The following is a 16107-nucleotide window of genomic DNA, read 5'->3' as shown; positions in this document are numbered from 1 at the left end:
TAATAAGCAAAAACTGTGCCAAAATTTTAAAATAAATCTCAATTATCTTAAAAAATTTCAAATTTATTAAAAAGATCTGGATTATTTTCTAAAATATTACGCAAGATCAAATCTTCTATCACGCTTTTAGTGCAATCTGTTTGCTTAGGCCAAGCTCTTAAATAACCCTCAGCTTCACCTTTAGCACTTGCATCTACTCCAAGTCTTTCTTCTTTGATAAAAATATCTCTTTTAGCATCTATATTATTTACCACACGCCAAACAAGCATATAAGAATTTTCAAGCTTATTTTCAGCATCTAAAAACACTAAAATCCTAAAATGTTTTTTAAATTCTAAAAGTTTGTCAAAACTTTGTTCGATTTTTTCTTTTTTATCAAGCAAAATACAAACTATAGGACTTTTACTTTCTTTATAAAATTGCTTTAAATTTAAAAGTTCTACCTTAGTTTTAAAAAGTTCTAGTAATTTTTCATCTTCTAAAATTTCAAGCTCTTCAACTTGTATTTCTTCACAAGCATCAAGTCCTGCTTTACCCCCAAAACAAGAATTAGGTGAAGCATGATCTAATTGATCACAAATTCCTTCTGAAATTAAAATTTTCTTTGTATTAAAACGATCTAACATATAAGGAATTAAAGCATCATAATCTTTCAAAGAAGGTGCATTTTTATCCACAAAAATTGCATGCTTAACAAAACTCATTTGCCCTACTCCCCAAAATGCATGCATAATTTGTTGCGCATGAGCGGGATATTTTGCATCGATTTTTGCTAAGATAAGATTATGAAAGACCCCATTTTCAGGCATATTATAATCAATTAAATCAGGTACTGAAGTTTGAAGCAAGGGTAAAAAAATTCTTTCAGTACCAAGCCCCATGATCTTATCTTCTAAAGGAGGCTTTCCTACAACCGTTGCTTGATAGATCGCATCTTTTTTAGCATAAATTTTTTCTACTTTCATCACAGGAAAAAGTTCAGCAGGAGTGTAAAAACCCGTATGATCTCCAAAAGGACCTTCGATTTTAAACTCTTCTAAATCCACATAACCTTCAATAACTACATCACTATCATAAGGCACAAAAATACCATTTTCACAAGGAGTAAGTTTTACAGGAGTTTTTTTAATAAAACCATAAAGTAAAAGTTCAAAAATTCCCTTAGGTAAAGGTGCTTGAGAACACCAAATATAAAGCGGATCTCCACCTATGGCTATACTTACAGGCATTTTTTTTAAACCAGCATTTTTGTATTCGTGATAAAAATTTGCCCCATCTTTATGAATTTGCCAATGCATTAAAAGTTCATTTTTATCACTCATTTGCAAACGATACATTCCAAGATTATTTTGAGTTTTATCTAAATTTTGTGTATAAACTTGCCCCATGGTAATAAATTTACCCGCATCATCTTCCCAAGTTTTTAGTATGGGAAGTTCTTCAAGTGAGTTTAAAATTTCATAATCATACAAGGCTTTATTTTTTTTCAGTCTTTTAGGAGGAATATTTTTAAAACTTAACAAATTCATAAAAAAATCCATTTTTGCTTTAAAACTCGTAGGAATATGAAGCTTGATGAGTTTTGAAATTTCTTCAGCCACCTCTTCATAATCACGTCCAAAAGCTAAATTTAAAGCCTTTTCATTGCAAAAAGTATTCATCAAAACAGGAAATTTATATTGTTTATTTAATTTTTTATCTATAGGATTTTTAAATAATAAAGCCTTCCCTTTTTCTCCTTTTTTAGCTTCTATATAGGCTAAATGAGCGATTTCAAGATCTACATCTACAGGTTCTTCAATTACCCTTAAAAGATCATTTTCTTTTAAAATTTGAATAAATTCTTTCATATCATACTCTCAGCTTTTTTTAAAAGTTCTTTAGCACCTTTAGCAATAAACTCCTTAGCCAAACTCTCTCCAAAACCTTTAAAATCATTCTTTTTAATCATTCTCTTATCTTTTAAAATTTCACTTCCATCGGGTAGTCCAAGTACCGCACGCACACAAATTTCATCTCCTAAGAGTTCTGCGTTAATACCTATAGGAACTTGACAACCTCCTTCTAAAGTAGCAATAAATTCTCTTTCAATGCTTGTTTCAATCAAAGCATTTTCATCATTTAAACATTTTAAAAGTTCTAAAATTTTTTCATCATTTATGCTTTCTATACCTAAAGCTCCTTGAGAAGCCGCAGGAATAAGCTCATCTTTGCTAAATTCATAAACAAAATTCACTTGCTTATCTAAGTTTAAGCGTTTAATTCCCGCCATTGCCAAAATAATCGCATCAAAATCATTATTTTTTAATTTCTCTATACGAGAATTGACATTACCACGCAAAGAAATAATCTCTAAATCAGGTCTTAATAATAAAAGCTGCATCTTGCGTCTAAGACTAGTAGTGCCTATTTTTGCACCTTTTGGTAAAGAAAGAAAATCTTTATAATTTTGACTTAGCATAGCATCATTGCTTTGCTCTCTTTTGCTTACCGCTGCCAAAACTAAACCTTGAGGAAAAAAACTAGGCACATCTTTTAAACTATGCACTGCTAAATGTGCTTCTTTTCTTAACATACTTTCTTCAAGTTCTTTTGTAAAAAGTCCTTTACCACCAATTTTTGCCAAAGGAGAATCAAGCAAAACATCGCCTTTTGTTTTAAAACCTTCTAAAAGCACTTCAATTTGATGTGTATTTTTTAAAATTTGGGCTACATGTTCACTTTGCCAAAGAGCTAATTGACTTTTTCTTGTTGCAATAATAAGCTTCATTTTCTATCCTCTATAATTTCAACATCAATAATTTCTTCATTAGAATTTTGATACTCTTGCTTGGTGTATTGATATTTTGATTTAGTTATTAATTTCAAAGCAATACCAAAGAAAAATACAAAAATTCCAAAAACACTTGTAATAATCCCTGGAAAAATAAGCAAAAACCCTGCGATAACAAAAGAAAATTGTGTTAACATATCCTTTAAGCCACCCATTTGAAATTCAAGCATATTTTTCCAAAAAATTCCCAATAAAACCGCACCAAAAATCATACTCAAAAGTATGAAAAATAAAAAATTACCAAAACCAAAAAAAACTATAAAAAGTACACTTGCAATAATTTCAAGTACAAATAAAGGGCTTAAACTTAATTTATAATTCATAACACTTTCTTTTTAAGAATTTCCATAAGTTCATCAGTTTTTATAAGTTCTTTTACCAAACCTTCTCTTTGGATAAGCTCTATTTCATTATTTTCTAATCCTTTACCAATAACTAACGCATAAGGAAAGCCCATAAGTTCAAAATCATTCATTTTAACCCCAAAACGCTCATTTCTATCATCAAGCAATACTTCTAATCCAAGATTAGTTAAATCCCTATAAAGCTTATTAGCAAATTCTAAAGCCTTTTCATCTTTGAGATTTGAAACAATAATTTCAAGCACAAAAGGAGCTAAAGTTTTATTCCAAATACATCCTTTTTCATCATGATTTGCTTCAATAGCTACAGCCAACAAGCGTGAAACACCTATGCCGTAACATCCCATATAAAAAGGCTGGCTTTTGCCATTTTCATCTAAGAAATTTGCATTCATCGCTTTGGAATATTTTTGTCCTAGCTTAAAAATATGCCCTACTTCTATACCTTTACTTTGTTTTAATTTTGCTCCACATTTAACACAGCAATCCCCTTCTTTAACTTCAATCAAATCTTTAAAACGATCTTTATTTAAATTTACAACATCAATACCGATTAAATGATAATCTTTTTCATTCGCACCCATAATCATTTGCTTTTCGTTTTCAAGCTCAAAATCTATATAAAAATCTATATCTTTTAATCCCACAAAACCTATAAAACCAGCTACTAAGCCAGCTTTTTCCAATTCTTCTTCGCTCGCATCGACTAGTTCAAGGGCACTGCAAGTATTTTGAGCCTTAACCTCTTGCAAATCATCACTTCCTCTTATAAAAAACACAACTAATTTGCTTTCATTTTCATAAATAGCTTTTTTTACCACTGCTTTAATCGTATAAAAAGCATTGATTTTAAAAAATTGTGCTAAAGAATCTATAGTTTTAATATTTGGAGTGTGAAATTTACTTGCATAATTTGCTTCAGGACGCTCATCTTGACAAGTTTTTTTAGCTCTTTTTGCAGCTTCAACATTAGCCGCATAATCACAATTTTCACAAATTAAAATATCATCTTCCCCATTTTTTGCTAAAACCATAAATTCCTTAGAGCCACTTCCACCAATAGCCCCACTATCAGCTTCAACTGCTCTAAAATCAAGCCCCATTCTTTGTAAAATTTGAGAATAAGTTTTATACATAAGCTCAAACTCACGCCCTAAATCTTCTTCATTAGCATGAAAACTATATCCATCTTTCATTAGAAATTCACGACATCTTAAAAGCCCAAATCTAGGCCTTGCTTCATCACGAAATTTAAGTCCAATTTGATATAAATGCAAAGGAAGTTGTTTATAGCTTGTGATTTTGTTTTTTACCAAAGAAAGCATAGCTTCTTCATGTGTTGGACCTAAAACAAATTCATTTTCTTTTCTGTCTTTAAAACGCAAAAGTTCTTTTCCAAAAACATTGTAACGCCCACTTTCTTGCCACAAACTTGCAGGAGTGATAAAACTAAGATTTACTTCTTGTGCTCCAGCCTTATCCATTTCTTCTTTAACTATATTTTTAATCTTGTCTAAAACTCTTTTTCCCAAAGGCAAGAAATTATAAAGTCCGCTACCAATTTGTTCTACAAAACCCGCACGCGTTAAAAAAATATGACTAGGTAAACTCGCATCTTTTGGCGCTTCTTTTAAACTTGGTGCATAAAATTTAGTAAATCTCATCATTATTCTCCATATCAAATTCACATTTATATTGATTTAAACCTTCAAGATTATTTTGCAAATCAAAAACATAACGCATAGCATTAATCACTGTATCGCTTTGCATTTTACCTTGTAAATGTTTCAAATTTACAGTAGGCGTGTGTAAAAAAGCCTTAAAAACTTGATGAATCAACTTTCTAGCCTCTTCTTTATCAGATTTTTTCAAATATCCTTTTTTTAACGCAATTTCAAGTTGTTTATCTGCATATTCTTTAGCTTGCAAGCGTATAGCTTTGATAATAGGCATCAAAGCCAAATCGTTTAAATACCTAAAAAATTCACTTGTTTCACGACCTATTATCCCATAAGCCATACGAGCTTCTTGTTCTCTTAGTGCTAAATTTTTTTGAACCACAATTTCAAGATCATCTACAGCAAAAACAGATATATTATCATTTTCATTGATATCAATATCCCTTGGAACTGCAATATCAAAAAAATACCTTTTATAAGAAAGTTCTTCTATTAAAGAATTTGTAACAATAGCATTTGGTGCATTGGTAGCTGAGAAAAAAAACTCGTATTGATTTAAATATTTTTTTAAATTTTCTAAACTATCATATTCGCTTAAAACACCAAGTCTCTCACACAAATCTTTAGCTTTTTGTAAATCACGATTTAAAATAATCACCTTAGCACCCGCAGCAATTAAATGTTTTGCTGCAAGTTCTCCCATCTCTCCAGCTCCAATAACAACAGCTTTTTTTTGCGTTAAATCTGCAAGTTCTTTTGCTTTTGCCACGGCAACGCTAGCTACAGAAATAGAATTTTTAGAAATTTGAGTTTCATTGCGTACCTTAGCAGCACATTTAAAAGCACTATGTACTGCTCTTGAAAGGTGTACTCCACAAAAATTATTTTTTACAGCAAAAGCAAAGGCATCTTTTAATTGTCCTGCTATCTGAGTTTCTCCAACCACCAAACTATCCAAAGAACTTGCTACAGAAAAAAGATGGTGGATTGCTCCACTATCTTCAAAAATATCAGCTTTTTCAAGTAAAATATCTTTATCAACATCACAAAGTAAAGCCAAAGATTTAACAATAAACTCCGCACAGGCCATTTTTACAAAAGCAACAATTTCAACACGATTGCAAGTGCTTATAACCAAACATTCTTCAATATTTTCATGAGTGCTAATGATTTTTAAAAACTCACCTTTTTTAGCTTCATTGGAAAAGCTTAACTTTTCCCTTAAGGCAATATCTGTATTTTTATGAGTAAAAGATATACAATAATACATTAAAATTCCCTATCTATCATAGCTTTAATAATATCATTAAGCTTGTTATTATCATATTTTTCAATTGCTTTTCTAGCCTTTTTTGCATAAGTTTTAGCTTCTAAAATAGCTTTTTCTAAAGCTTTTTGTTCTTCAAATTTAGTTTTTAGCCATTCTTTTTCATTTTCATTTAAATCTTTTTTAAATAAAGTCTGCAAATATATCCTATCTTGTTCTTGTAAATTTTCATAAAGATAAATATAAGGCAAGGTAGTTTTACCCTCTTTAAAATCATTCATAGCAGGTTTTCCAAGAATTTTTTCATCACTCTTAATATCTAAAATATCATCAATCATCTGAAAAGCAAGTCCTAAATTTTTACCATATTCTGCAAAATCTTTTTCATATAATCCAGCCAAAATAGCTCCGCATCTAGCACTTGCTTCAATCAAAACAGCTGTTTTATTATAGATCATTTTCAAATAAGCTTCTTTATTGATATTAAATTTCTCTCCCAAATCAACATCCATAAGTTCGCCTATAGCAAGCTTTACAACAGCATCTGAAATAATACTTGCAAATCTAGCATCCATTTTGCTTAATTCATAAAAGGCTTTTGAATACAAAATATCGCCCAACATAAGAGCATTTTTTGTACCAAATTCAGCATTAACAGATCTTGCTCCACGCCTTAATTCACTCTCATCGATAATATCATCATGTAATAAACTAGCAAGATGTATCAATTCTATAGCCGCACAAATTTTAAAAGCAATCTCACTCTCATCTGCGATAGCTAATAATAATTTAGAGCGTAATTTCTTTCCTGATTTTACATTTGAAAGCATATTTAAAATAGGTTCATAGCCAAGCTCTTGTAAAAACTGTTTTATTAATTCATCTATTTTTTGCACTATCTTTTCCTTGTTAATTGCTATTATTATTTTCTTTGCTTGTTAATGGTTTTACCTGAGGTTCGTTAAAATTAATCATAGGAACAACCTGATTATTTTGCGGTGGATTTTGTAAAGCTTTTTTTCTCGGATCTAAAAATTCTACCATTAAGCGAGATTCCTTATCTTCTATATAAACCGTAAAAGTTGCCAAACCTTTATTATAACCACTAAATTCTAAAATAAGTCTTGCTCTATCAATATGTGGATTAGTATAGTCAGGTATTAAAGTTTGAGTTACCCAATCTAAATTTCTTCTTAAACTCATCACAAATTGACGCGGATATTTGCGAAATTTCGAATGTACGATGATATTAGTATTATCAAACAAAGTCCAATAAAAATCAAAATTTTGCACCTTATCTTCATAGCCTATTTCTTTAATCTGCACACTAGCTCTCTCATCTTTTTTAAGTATAAATTTATAAGTATAATCAAAAGTTGGTTCAGATGCTAAAACATTACTAAAAATAAAAAAAATACAAATTAAACAAGGGCTTATTTTAAACAATTTTAGCCTTCGTGTCCTAAAATTTTTGCGCCCAATTCTATATAAATATCATTTTGCCTTTCTTCTATAAAATCACCATTTTCTAATATGAAATTTTTTACATCCATTTCTGTTAAACCTTGTTTTTCCAAAAGTTCCACCATGGCAATATGATCAGCAAAAAATTCCTCAAAAACTTTTTCTAAGGCTCCTAAATTTCCATTTTGTATAATTTCTATAAATTTTTCTTTTGGAGTTTTATTAAACATTTCATCAAAAAAATCCATTAATTTTCCTTGAAAATATAAGTTTTTGATTATAAAATTTTAATCGTTAAAAGTAGCTAAATTAAAATAATTAAAATTTAAATTTTATTTGCAATGTGTAAAATTTTAGAAGTTAAATTCCGCATGATGCGGAATTTATTATGAATATGGTTTTGCTTGAGTGGCGTATTTTACACCCAGATCAAAAGCTTTAGCATTTGCATCACGAGTTTTTGCAGGAACCATATGAAGCATAGTTTCTTTTAAAACATCTAAATCTATACATTTGCTCATATAAGCAGCAATTGCAAGTGCAACAACTGATTGAGTAGCTACATTTCCTACCTCATCTTTAGCTATGGTGATAATAGGGATTTCAAAAATTTGCCATTTTTTATAATCTTCACTTTCAGGATGTACTAAATTTGGCTCTACAACTATAATACCTCCTTCTTTTACACCCCCACGAAAACCTTTATAACCCTTATCTGCAGTCGAAAGCATAAAATCTACTTCCCCTTCTACAGCATAAGGAAATAAAATTTCTTTATCATCAATGATAATATCCACCTTAGTAGGGCCACCACGCACTTGTGAAGTGTAAGTAGAAGCCTTAAAAGCTTGACGACCTTCTTTAATGGCTGCTTCTGCTAAAATTTCTCCTGCGGTGATAACACCTTGTCCGCCTTCACCGCCAAATCTTAATTGATATTTCATTTTAAAGCTCCTAAATCCACCATTCTTTTTTCTTTGGCTGCACGACGTACTTCTTCATAAGCGTGGCAGTATTCTGGCTGAGAATTATCTTCATGTAAAATTCCTGTTGGAAATTGATCTTTTCTTTCTTCAAAATCCATGCTTTCAAATTTAGCTTTATCCACAACGCGATTTTTAATCCAATCAAGCATAGCTACAGCTTCGCCCATTTTGTTTTTTCTGCCTAGATTGATATGACAATTTGAAAAAACATCTACAAAACTATAACCCTTATGCGCTAAAGCCTTATAAATTAAATTTTCAAGCTTATTAGCTTCGATCACATTACCCCTTGCCACAAAAGAAGCTCCTGCAGCTTTAGTTAATTCACACGCATCAAAATTAGGGTCAATATTTCCAAATTGAGCTGTTACTGTATAAAAACCTTTTGGAGTGGTTGGGCTTGTTTGGGAATTCGTAAGTCCATAGATGAAATTATTGATTACAATATGTGTTAAATCAATATTTCTGCGACAACCATGTATAGTATGATTTCCACCAATTGCCAAAGTATCCCCATCTCCACTTACTACAATAACATGTTTACTAGGATTGGCTAGTTTAATGCCTGTTGCATAAGCTATTGCTCTACCATGAGTAGTATGAACTGTATTGCAATTTACATAAGAACTCATTCTGCCACTACAACCTATACCCGAAACAAGACAAACATCATCCATATTCCAACCAAGTTTTTCTATCGCGCGGATAATACATTTTAAAACAACACCATCGCCACATCCCCAACACCATTGAGTAGGCATTTTATCTACTCTTAGATATTCATCATAATTAAAAGCCATTTATATATTCTCCTTTACCTTAGCAATAATTTCACTTGGAGTGATAGGACGACCATTTGCACGGTGCAAACTAATAAAATCGCGACGCGAAGTTACTCTTTCAATCTCTTCAAGATATTGTCCCATATTAAGCTCGCTTACCATGACTTTTTTAAATTTGCTTACAACCTCAGCAATTTTTTTCTCAGCCACTGGATAAAGAGTAATTGGACGGAAAAGTCCCACTTTAATCCCTTGCTCTCTTAATCTTTGTATAGCTTCTTTTGCTGAACGACTCACGCTTCCATAAGCAATGATTAAAAATTCAGCATCATCAAGCATATACTCTTCATAAGTACAAATATCTTCTTGATTGTTTTTTATTTTACCTATGAGTCTTTCCATATTTTTTTTCACTATAACTCCATCTTCAGTTGGAAAACCTATATCTCCATGATGAAGTCCTGTAACATGATAACGATAACCTGTAAAGAAAGGATTTAAAGTTGCAGGCTCATTTTCTCCTGCTGCATAAGGTTTATAATCCTTTTTATCGCCTTCAAATTTTTTACGGTTATATACTTTAATATCTTTTAAATCAGGTAAAACCGCTTTACCATTCATGTGCCCTACAGTTTCATCCATAAGTAAAAATACTGGAGTCATATATTTTTCAGCTAAATTAAACGCTCTAATGGTTTCTGTATAAGCTTCTTCAAGACTTGCAGGAGCAATAGCAATACTTGCAAAATCCCCATGAGTTGGTGCTTTAGCTTGAAACAAATCTCCTTGTGCTACACGAGTTGGAAGACCTGTTGAAGGACCACCTCTCATAACATTTACAATCACAAGTGGAATTTCAGCAATAAATGCAAGTCCTATTTGCTCTGCTTTTAAAGAAATTCCAGGACCGCTACTTGCAGTCATGGATTTTACCCCACTCATTGCCGCACCAATAGCCACGCTAATACCTGAAATTTCATCTTCCATTTGTATAAAAGTTCCATCATTTGCAGGAAGCATATGGCTTAATTCATGAGCTATCTCACTACTAGGAGTAATAGGATAACCTCCAAAAAATTTACATCCACAATCAATCGCAGCTTTGGCGATTAAAACATTACCTGTTGCTATAACTTCTCTCATTATTTTTCCTATGCTAATTTTTTGTATTTGTTATTTTTTACGGCTACAGCTCTATCTTTAGCCTCAGCAGTAAGTTTGGCAAATTTAAATTCATCTCTTTTTGCCACCATAATAGCAAAATCAGGGCAATGTATCTCACACTCGGTACAGCCTATACAGGATTCAGGGTGTACCACCTCTATCATTTGTCCTAAAACCGCATGCACATCATCGCGCATAGCTAAAACCCCAGCGGGGCAATAGCTAACACAAATATTACATGCTTTACATCTATGCTCATCTACCCAAACAGGGGTATCTTTTGGAGCTGTCATACTCATGTTTTTTTCCTTTATTAACCTAATATTTTTTGAATTTCTTCACCAATTAAAGCCGGAGAATCCACCACATGAATTCCATAGCTTTTTAAAGCTTCTTTTTTAGCTGCAGCACTTTCATCAGCACTTCCTACTATGGCACCTGCATGCCCCATTCTTTTGCCTTTAGGAGCAGTTGCACCTGCAATGAATGCTACCACAGGTTTGCTAATATTTTCTTTAATAAATTTAGCCGCTTCCACTTCCAAACTACCACCAATTTCACCTATCATTACAATAGCTTTAGTTTCATCATCTTTTTGGAATTCACTTAAAAGTTCTTTATAAGCAAGACCTATGATAGGATCACCACCAATTCCTACTGCAGTAGAAATTCCATAACCACCTTGAACTACCTGATTAGCAGCTTCATAAGTTAAAGTTCCACTTTTTGAAATAAGCCCCACGCAACCTTTTTTAAAAATAAAACCTGGCATAATACCTAACTTACATTCTTCAGAAGTGATAATACCTGGACAATTTGGTCCAATGATTTTCATACCCTTTTTATTAGCATATTGCTTAGCAAACATCATATCCTTTACAGGCGTATGCTCGGTGATTACAACTGCAAGCTTAATACCCGCATCAGCTGCTTCAATCACGCTATCACCTACAGCAAAAGCAGGTACAAAGATCAAGCTCACGTCAGCCTTTGTTGCTTTAACCGCATCTGCAACGGTATCAAAAACTGGTTTACCTAAATGAGTTTGTCCACCTTTATGAGGAGTGATGCCTCCGACTATATTTGTACCATAAGCCATGCATTGCTCGGCATGAAAAGTTGCTTCTTTACCTGTAAAACCTTGAACTATTACTTTTGTATTTTTATTAACCAATATACTCATTTTCTATCCTTATCCTACTAAACTTTTTACAAGCTCTGCACCGTTTTTAAGATTGGTTGCTGCTTTGATATTTTTAAGATTTGAATTATCCAAAATTGCCTTTGCTTCCGCTGCGTTAGTGCCATCTAGACGCACTACAATTGGAATATTTACCTCAACATTCTTAGTAGCTTCTAAAATTCCGTTTGCTATCCTATCACAACGAACAATACCACCAAAGATATTGATAAATATAACTTTTACATTTTTATCTCTTAAAATGATTTCAAAAGCCTTTGCAACAGTTTCAGGTGAAGCTCCTCCACCTACATCTAAGAAGTTTGCAGGTTTTGCACCGCTATAATTAATAATATCCATAGTTGCCATTGCTAGACCCGCGCCATTTACCATACAAGCTACATCTCCATCTAATTTCACATAGCTTAAGCCAAATTCAGCCGCTTCTCTTTCAGCAGGATTTTCTTCGGTAATATCTCTAAGTTCAGCAATTTCAGGATGACGATAAAGCGCACTATCATCAAAACTGCATTTTGCATCAAGGGCATAAAAATCCCCTTCTGCAGTTTTAATCAAAGGATTGATTTCAAGCATATTCATATCTTTATCCATATAAAGCTTATAAAGTTTAGCTATCATGGAAATGAGTTTTTTACCTTCATCTTTATCAAGTCCTAAAACTCTCGCTACTTCAAGTCCATGAAACATTTTAAAACCGATTTGTGGATCAATGCCTACTTTTGCAATTTTCTCAGGACTTTCTTTGGCTACTTTTTCTATATCCATCCCTCCTTCACTTGAAGCGATAAGGGTAATTTGCTCTGCCATTCTATTAAATAAAATAGCCAAATAATACTCTTTTACTATATTAGCACCACTTTCTATATAAAGTTTTTGCACGAGCTTGCCTTCAGGTCCTGTTTGATGAGTTACTAAATTCATTCCTAAAATTTTACTCGCGTAATCTTTTACCTCATCTAAATTCTTAGCGATTTTAACACCACCACCAAGACCACGACCTCCTGCGTGAATTTGAGCTTTAACCGCCCAAACACTACCACCTAATTCTTTAGCATTAGACACAGCTTCATCTACGCTAAATGCGACTTTTCCCTTTAAAGTAAGGATGCCATTGTCCGCAAAAATTGCTTTTGCTTGATACTCATGTATGTTCATTTATTCTCCTTTATATTGATACTTGATTAAAGATTTTTCCAATTTGTCTTTTTCTTGTGAACTAAGATCCATTTTCATGATTTCAATCACACCTTCAAGTCCTAATCTTGCCATCACTCCTAAGGCTTTGTTTTGCACCCCAAATTCTCCATGTAAAATCACACTCATAGGTAAAAACTCGCCACTTCTTATAGACTCAATCATTCTTATGCAAGCACTAGCAGGAGCTAAATAAGCTGAAGTTTTAAGATGTTTGATTACTTTAGCTCCACCTGTTTTAACTTCATTTTCCAAATCATCAAATTCTTCTTCATTTAAAAATTCGCTTATATTTTTATTTTTAACACTCGCATAAGATTTTACCAAAACCATATCATCATTATGAAAACCAATAAGTCTTGTATCTACACTTGACATTTTGACATTAAGTTTTTTGGCAAGCTCGTATTTAAATCTTGCATTATCTAAAACTCCTGCCATGGCTATAATTTTCTTTGATGAAAAAATCCCGCTTTCATAAAGAGTATTAAGTAGAAAATCCACAGGATTAGTTAAAATAATAAAAAGCGGATCTTCTGTAAAATCTTTGATTTTCTTAGCACAATCAAGCATAATGCTTGTATTTAACTGAAGCAATTCTTCTCTACTTTGCCCATCTTTTCTAGCAAAACCTGCACTAAAAAGCACTATATCTGAATTTTTGGTATGAGTATAATCTTTAGTGCAAAGTAAATCTATATTTAAATTTAAAGCAGCTATGCTTTGAGTAAGCTCTAGTTCTTTTGCGTAAAGCAAATCCTCGTTAATATCTACTAAAACAATTTCATTTGCTATTTCTCTTAAAATCAAAGCATAAGCTACGCTTGAACCTACATTGCCAGCCCCTATAACAGTGATTTTCATCTTTGTCCTATTTTTTCTAAAATAGCGTTAAAAGTTGCACTTGGACGCATGATTTTATTTGCTTTTTCATCATCAAATTTATAATACCCACCCAAATCCACTTTCACACCTTGTGCATCGTTAAATTCGGCTCTGATTTTTTCTTCATTAGAAGAAAGCTCTAGGGCAATATCTTTAAAAAAGCTTTGAAGCTCCATATCACTTGCCTGTCTTGCTAAATGATTTGCAAAATACATTGCTAAATAAAAATGACTTGTTCTATTATCATCTTCTTTGACTTTTCTTGATGGAGCTTTATTATTTTCAAGCCATTCGCCTATAGCCTCATCAAGACATTCTGCTAAAACCTTAGCTTTATGATTGCCACACTTATTTGCATAAAATTCCAAACTTGCTTGCAAAGCCAAAAATTCACCCAAACTATCCCAACGCAGATGATTTTCTTCGACTAATTGTTCTACTTGTTTAGGTGCTGAACCCCCTGCTCCTGTTTCAAACATAGCTCCACCATTTAACATAGGCACAACAGAAAGCATTTTTGCACTTGTTCCAAGCTCTAAAATAGGAAAAAGATCGGTTAAATAATCCCTTAAAACATTACCCGTGATAGAAATAACATCTTTACCTTCTCGGATTAACTCTAAACTTCTTAAACAAGCTTCTTTTGGAGTTAAAATGGCTACATTTTTACCCTTTTCTTTTAAACGATTTTGTACCAAAGTTATCATGATTTTATTACTAGCTCTTTTGCTATCTAACCAAAAAATAGCTTCGGCTCCACTAAGTTCTGATCTTTCTATACCTAAATCAATCCAATTTAACACTGCATCAAATTTAGCCTGATTAGCTCTATAAATATCACCTTTTCTAACCTTATGTTCTAATAAAACTTTACCGTTAGAAACTATTTTAAAAGTTCCTTCTTCTTTAGCCACAAAGGTTTTATCGTGCGATCCATATTCTTGAGCTTTTTTAGCCATTAAACCTACATTAGATACACTGCCAAGTTTTGAAGGATTTAAAGTACCATTTTTATGCAAATCTTCAATAACCGCCTCATAAATAGTTGCATAAGTTTGATCAGGAATTACGGCATTTGTGTCCTTTTCCTTACCTTCCTTATCCCACAATCTTGCGCCATTTTTAAGCATTGCAGGCATAGAAGCATCAACGATAACATCGCTTGGAACATGAAGATTTGTAATGCCTTTATCTGAATTTACCATAGAAATATCTGCAGATTTAGCTAAAATTTCACTGTATTTTTTTAAAATTTCATCTTTTTTGCTTGAATTTTCGATCTTACTTAAAAGCTCACTTAAACCATTATTTGGATTAATGCCTAATTTTTCAAATTCATCTTGAAATTCGATAAATAATTCTTTAAAAAATACTTTTACCGCATAACCAAAAAGTATAGGATCACTTACTTTCATCATTGTAGCTTTTAAATGCAAAGAAAAAAGCACATCATCATCTTTGCTTGCTTTAATTTCTTTTGCATAAAATTCCTGAAGTTTTTGCACATCCATAAAAGTAGCGTCTAAAATTTCATTTTTTTCAAGTTTTAAGCCCTCTTTTAAAATTTCTTTTTTACCATCAACGCTTGTAAATTCTATATTAGCCACACAATCTTGATCGATTAAAACCGCTTTTTCATTAGAGAAAAAATCCCCTTCTTTCATGTAAGAAACACGAGTTTTTGAGTTTGGATTAAACTCAACCACACGATAAGGATTGTTTTTTGCATAGTCTTTTACCGCTTTTGTTGAACGACGATCTGAATTTCCTTGTCTTAATACAGGATTAACCGCTGAACCTAAAACTTTTTGATATTTTGTTTTAATTTGCAATTCTTCATCATTTTTTGGCTCATCTGGGTAATTTGGTAACATATAACCCTTATCTTGCAATTCTTTAATCGCCGCCTTAAGCTGAGGAATAGAAGCTGAAATATTTGGGGTTTTAATAAGATTTGCATCCGATCTTTTGACAAGCTCGCCTAAAAGCTCTAAAGCATCTTCACATCTTTGTTCCTCTTTTAAATACTCACTAAAAGTAGCTAAAATCCTTCCAGACAAAGAAATATCCGAGGTTTTTACTCCTATATGTGCCCTACTTAAAAAAGCTTTCACTATAGGCAAAAACGAATAAGTCGCAAGAGCTGGCGACTCATCTGTTAAGGTATAAGTAATTTGCATTTTTAGTCCTTTAAAATACTTATTTTTATTTTCATTTTTAAGTATATTACAAATAAAAAAAAATGCAAGAGTAAGTTTAAAGTTTGTTTTAGTTTTCAAACAAACTTTAA

The 16107-nt window shown here is 32.2% G+C and carries 16 protein-coding genes; all 16 read right to left on the bottom strand.

The window, feature by feature from the left end:
- Window positions 1–47: 47 nt before the first annotated feature.
- A complete protein-coding gene (locus FBE96_RS02710) occupies window positions 48–1850 on the bottom strand; it encodes a menaquinone biosynthesis decarboxylase (protein WP_002872008.1) in 1803 nt (600 codons plus the stop codon).
- Entirely contained in the window at window positions 1847–2770 is a 924-nt protein-coding gene (gene hemC / locus FBE96_RS02705; RefSeq protein ID WP_002856753.1) for a hydroxymethylbilane synthase, read from the bottom strand. Before hemC ends, FBE96_RS02710 begins: the two co-directional genes overlap by 4 nt.
- Complete coding sequence (fxsA, locus tag FBE96_RS02700; RefSeq protein ID WP_002858525.1) at window positions 2767–3156, bottom strand: FxsA family membrane protein; 390 nt, start codon at window positions 3154–3156, stop codon at window positions 2767–2769. The genes hemC and fxsA overlap by 4 nt, the downstream gene beginning before the upstream one ends.
- A complete protein-coding gene (locus FBE96_RS02695; protein ID WP_004297429.1) occupies window positions 3153–4862 on the bottom strand; it encodes a proline--tRNA ligase in 1710 nt (569 codons plus the stop codon). The genes fxsA and FBE96_RS02695 overlap by 4 nt, the downstream gene beginning before the upstream one ends.
- Window positions 4846–6144, bottom strand: coding sequence for a glutamyl-tRNA reductase (gene hemA / locus FBE96_RS02690; RefSeq protein ID WP_002872007.1), 1299 nt, complete (start codon window positions 6142–6144; stop codon window positions 4846–4848). Before hemA ends, FBE96_RS02695 begins: the two co-directional genes overlap by 17 nt.
- Window positions 6144–7037, bottom strand: coding sequence for a hexaprenyl-diphosphate synthase (locus tag FBE96_RS02685; protein WP_002864642.1), 894 nt, complete (start codon window positions 7035–7037; stop codon window positions 6144–6146). The genes hemA and FBE96_RS02685 overlap by 1 nt, the downstream gene beginning before the upstream one ends.
- Window positions 7038–7050: 13 nt before the next feature.
- Entirely contained in the window at window positions 7051–7587 is a 537-nt protein-coding gene (locus FBE96_RS02680) for a hypothetical protein (protein ID WP_002858491.1), read from the bottom strand.
- A gap of 2 nt (window positions 7588–7589) precedes the next feature.
- Complete coding sequence (locus FBE96_RS02675; RefSeq protein ID WP_002854834.1) at window positions 7590–7853, bottom strand: DUF2018 family protein; 264 nt, start codon at window positions 7851–7853, stop codon at window positions 7590–7592.
- A 138-nt stretch (window positions 7854–7991) separates the two neighbouring features.
- Window positions 7992–8549: a 2-oxoacid:acceptor oxidoreductase family protein gene (locus FBE96_RS02670; RefSeq protein ID WP_002812564.1), complete on the bottom strand. Its 558-nt coding sequence runs from the start codon at window positions 8547–8549 to the stop codon at window positions 7992–7994.
- Complete coding sequence (locus FBE96_RS02665; protein ID WP_002905699.1) at window positions 8546–9391, bottom strand: 2-oxoglutarate ferredoxin oxidoreductase subunit beta; 846 nt, start codon at window positions 9389–9391, stop codon at window positions 8546–8548. The genes FBE96_RS02670 and FBE96_RS02665 overlap by 4 nt, the downstream gene beginning before the upstream one ends.
- Window positions 9392–10516, bottom strand: coding sequence for a 2-oxoglutarate synthase subunit alpha (locus FBE96_RS02660; protein WP_002858560.1), 1125 nt, complete (start codon window positions 10514–10516; stop codon window positions 9392–9394).
- Window positions 10517–10524: 8 nt separating this feature from the next.
- Window positions 10525–10836: a 4Fe-4S binding protein gene (locus FBE96_RS02655; protein ID WP_002851088.1), complete on the bottom strand. Its 312-nt coding sequence runs from the start codon at window positions 10834–10836 to the stop codon at window positions 10525–10527.
- 14 nt (window positions 10837–10850) lie between these two features.
- Window positions 10851–11720 carry a succinate--CoA ligase subunit alpha gene (gene sucD, locus FBE96_RS02650; protein WP_002872006.1) on the bottom strand — a complete coding sequence of 290 codons (870 nt, stop codon included), beginning with the start codon at window positions 11718–11720 and terminating at the stop codon, window positions 10851–10853.
- A gap of 9 nt (window positions 11721–11729) precedes the next feature.
- Complete coding sequence (gene sucC / locus FBE96_RS02645) at window positions 11730–12893, bottom strand: ADP-forming succinate--CoA ligase subunit beta (RefSeq protein WP_002872005.1); 1164 nt, start codon at window positions 12891–12893, stop codon at window positions 11730–11732.
- Window positions 12894–13796 (bottom strand): malate dehydrogenase, encoded by a 903-nt coding sequence (locus FBE96_RS02640; RefSeq protein ID WP_002872004.1) that lies wholly within the window; start codon window positions 13794–13796, stop codon window positions 12894–12896. It lies immediately after the preceding gene.
- Window positions 13793–15997: an NADP-dependent isocitrate dehydrogenase gene (locus FBE96_RS02635; RefSeq protein ID WP_002858520.1), complete on the bottom strand. Its 2205-nt coding sequence runs from the start codon at window positions 15995–15997 to the stop codon at window positions 13793–13795. The genes FBE96_RS02640 and FBE96_RS02635 overlap by 4 nt, the downstream gene beginning before the upstream one ends.
- Window positions 15998–16107 lie beyond the last annotated feature (110 nt).

Source organism: Campylobacter sp. CFSAN093241, assembly GCF_012889595.1.
In the GTDB taxonomy this organism is placed as follows: domain Bacteria; phylum Campylobacterota; class Campylobacteria; order Campylobacterales; family Campylobacteraceae; genus Campylobacter_D; species Campylobacter_D jejuni.
Note: the sequence above shows the minus strand (reverse complement) of the source record. Positions and strands in the feature narration are given on the sequence as shown.

Excerpts from the sequence above, each read along its gene's own strand:
- FBE96_RS02655 (WP_002851088.1), bottom strand. The coding sequence starts at position 10,836 with ATGAGTATGACAGCTCCAAAAGATACCCCTGTTTGGGTAGATGAGCAT.
- sucC (WP_002872005.1), bottom strand. The coding sequence starts at position 12,893 with ATGAACATACATGAGTATCAAGCAAAAGCAATTTTTGCGGACAATGGC.
- FBE96_RS02660 (WP_002858560.1), bottom strand. The coding sequence starts at position 10,516 with ATGAGAGAAGTTATAGCAACAGGTAATGTTTTAATCGCCAAAGCTGCG.
- hemC (WP_002856753.1), bottom strand. The coding sequence starts at position 2,770 with ATGAAGCTTATTATTGCAACAAGAAAAAGTCAATTAGCTCTTTGGCAA.
- sucD (WP_002872006.1), bottom strand. The coding sequence starts at position 11,720 with ATGAGTATATTGGTTAATAAAAATACAAAAGTAATAGTTCAAGGTTTT.
- FBE96_RS02675 (WP_002854834.1), bottom strand. The coding sequence starts at position 7,853 with ATGGATTTTTTTGATGAAATGTTTAATAAAACTCCAAAAGAAAAATTT.
- FBE96_RS02640 (WP_002872004.1), bottom strand. The coding sequence starts at position 13,796 with ATGAAAATCACTGTTATAGGGGCTGGCAATGTAGGTTCAAGCGTAGCT.
- FBE96_RS02670 (WP_002812564.1), bottom strand. The coding sequence starts at position 8,549 with ATGAAATATCAATTAAGATTTGGCGGTGAAGGCGGACAAGGTGTTATC.
- hemA (WP_002872007.1), bottom strand. The coding sequence starts at position 6,144 with ATGTATTATTGTATATCTTTTACTCATAAAAATACAGATATTGCCTTA.
- fxsA (WP_002858525.1), bottom strand. The coding sequence starts at position 3,156 with ATGAATTATAAATTAAGTTTAAGCCCTTTATTTGTACTTGAAATTATT.
- FBE96_RS02665 (WP_002905699.1), bottom strand. The coding sequence starts at position 9,391 with ATGGCTTTTAATTATGATGAATATCTAAGAGTAGATAAAATGCCTACT.
- FBE96_RS02635 (WP_002858520.1), bottom strand. The coding sequence starts at position 15,997 with ATGCAAATTACTTATACCTTAACAGATGAGTCGCCAGCTCTTGCGACT.
- FBE96_RS02695 (WP_004297429.1), bottom strand. The coding sequence starts at position 4,862 with ATGATGAGATTTACTAAATTTTATGCACCAAGTTTAAAAGAAGCGCCA.
- FBE96_RS02710 (WP_002872008.1), bottom strand. The coding sequence starts at position 1,850 with ATGAAAGAATTTATTCAAATTTTAAAAGAAAATGATCTTTTAAGGGTA.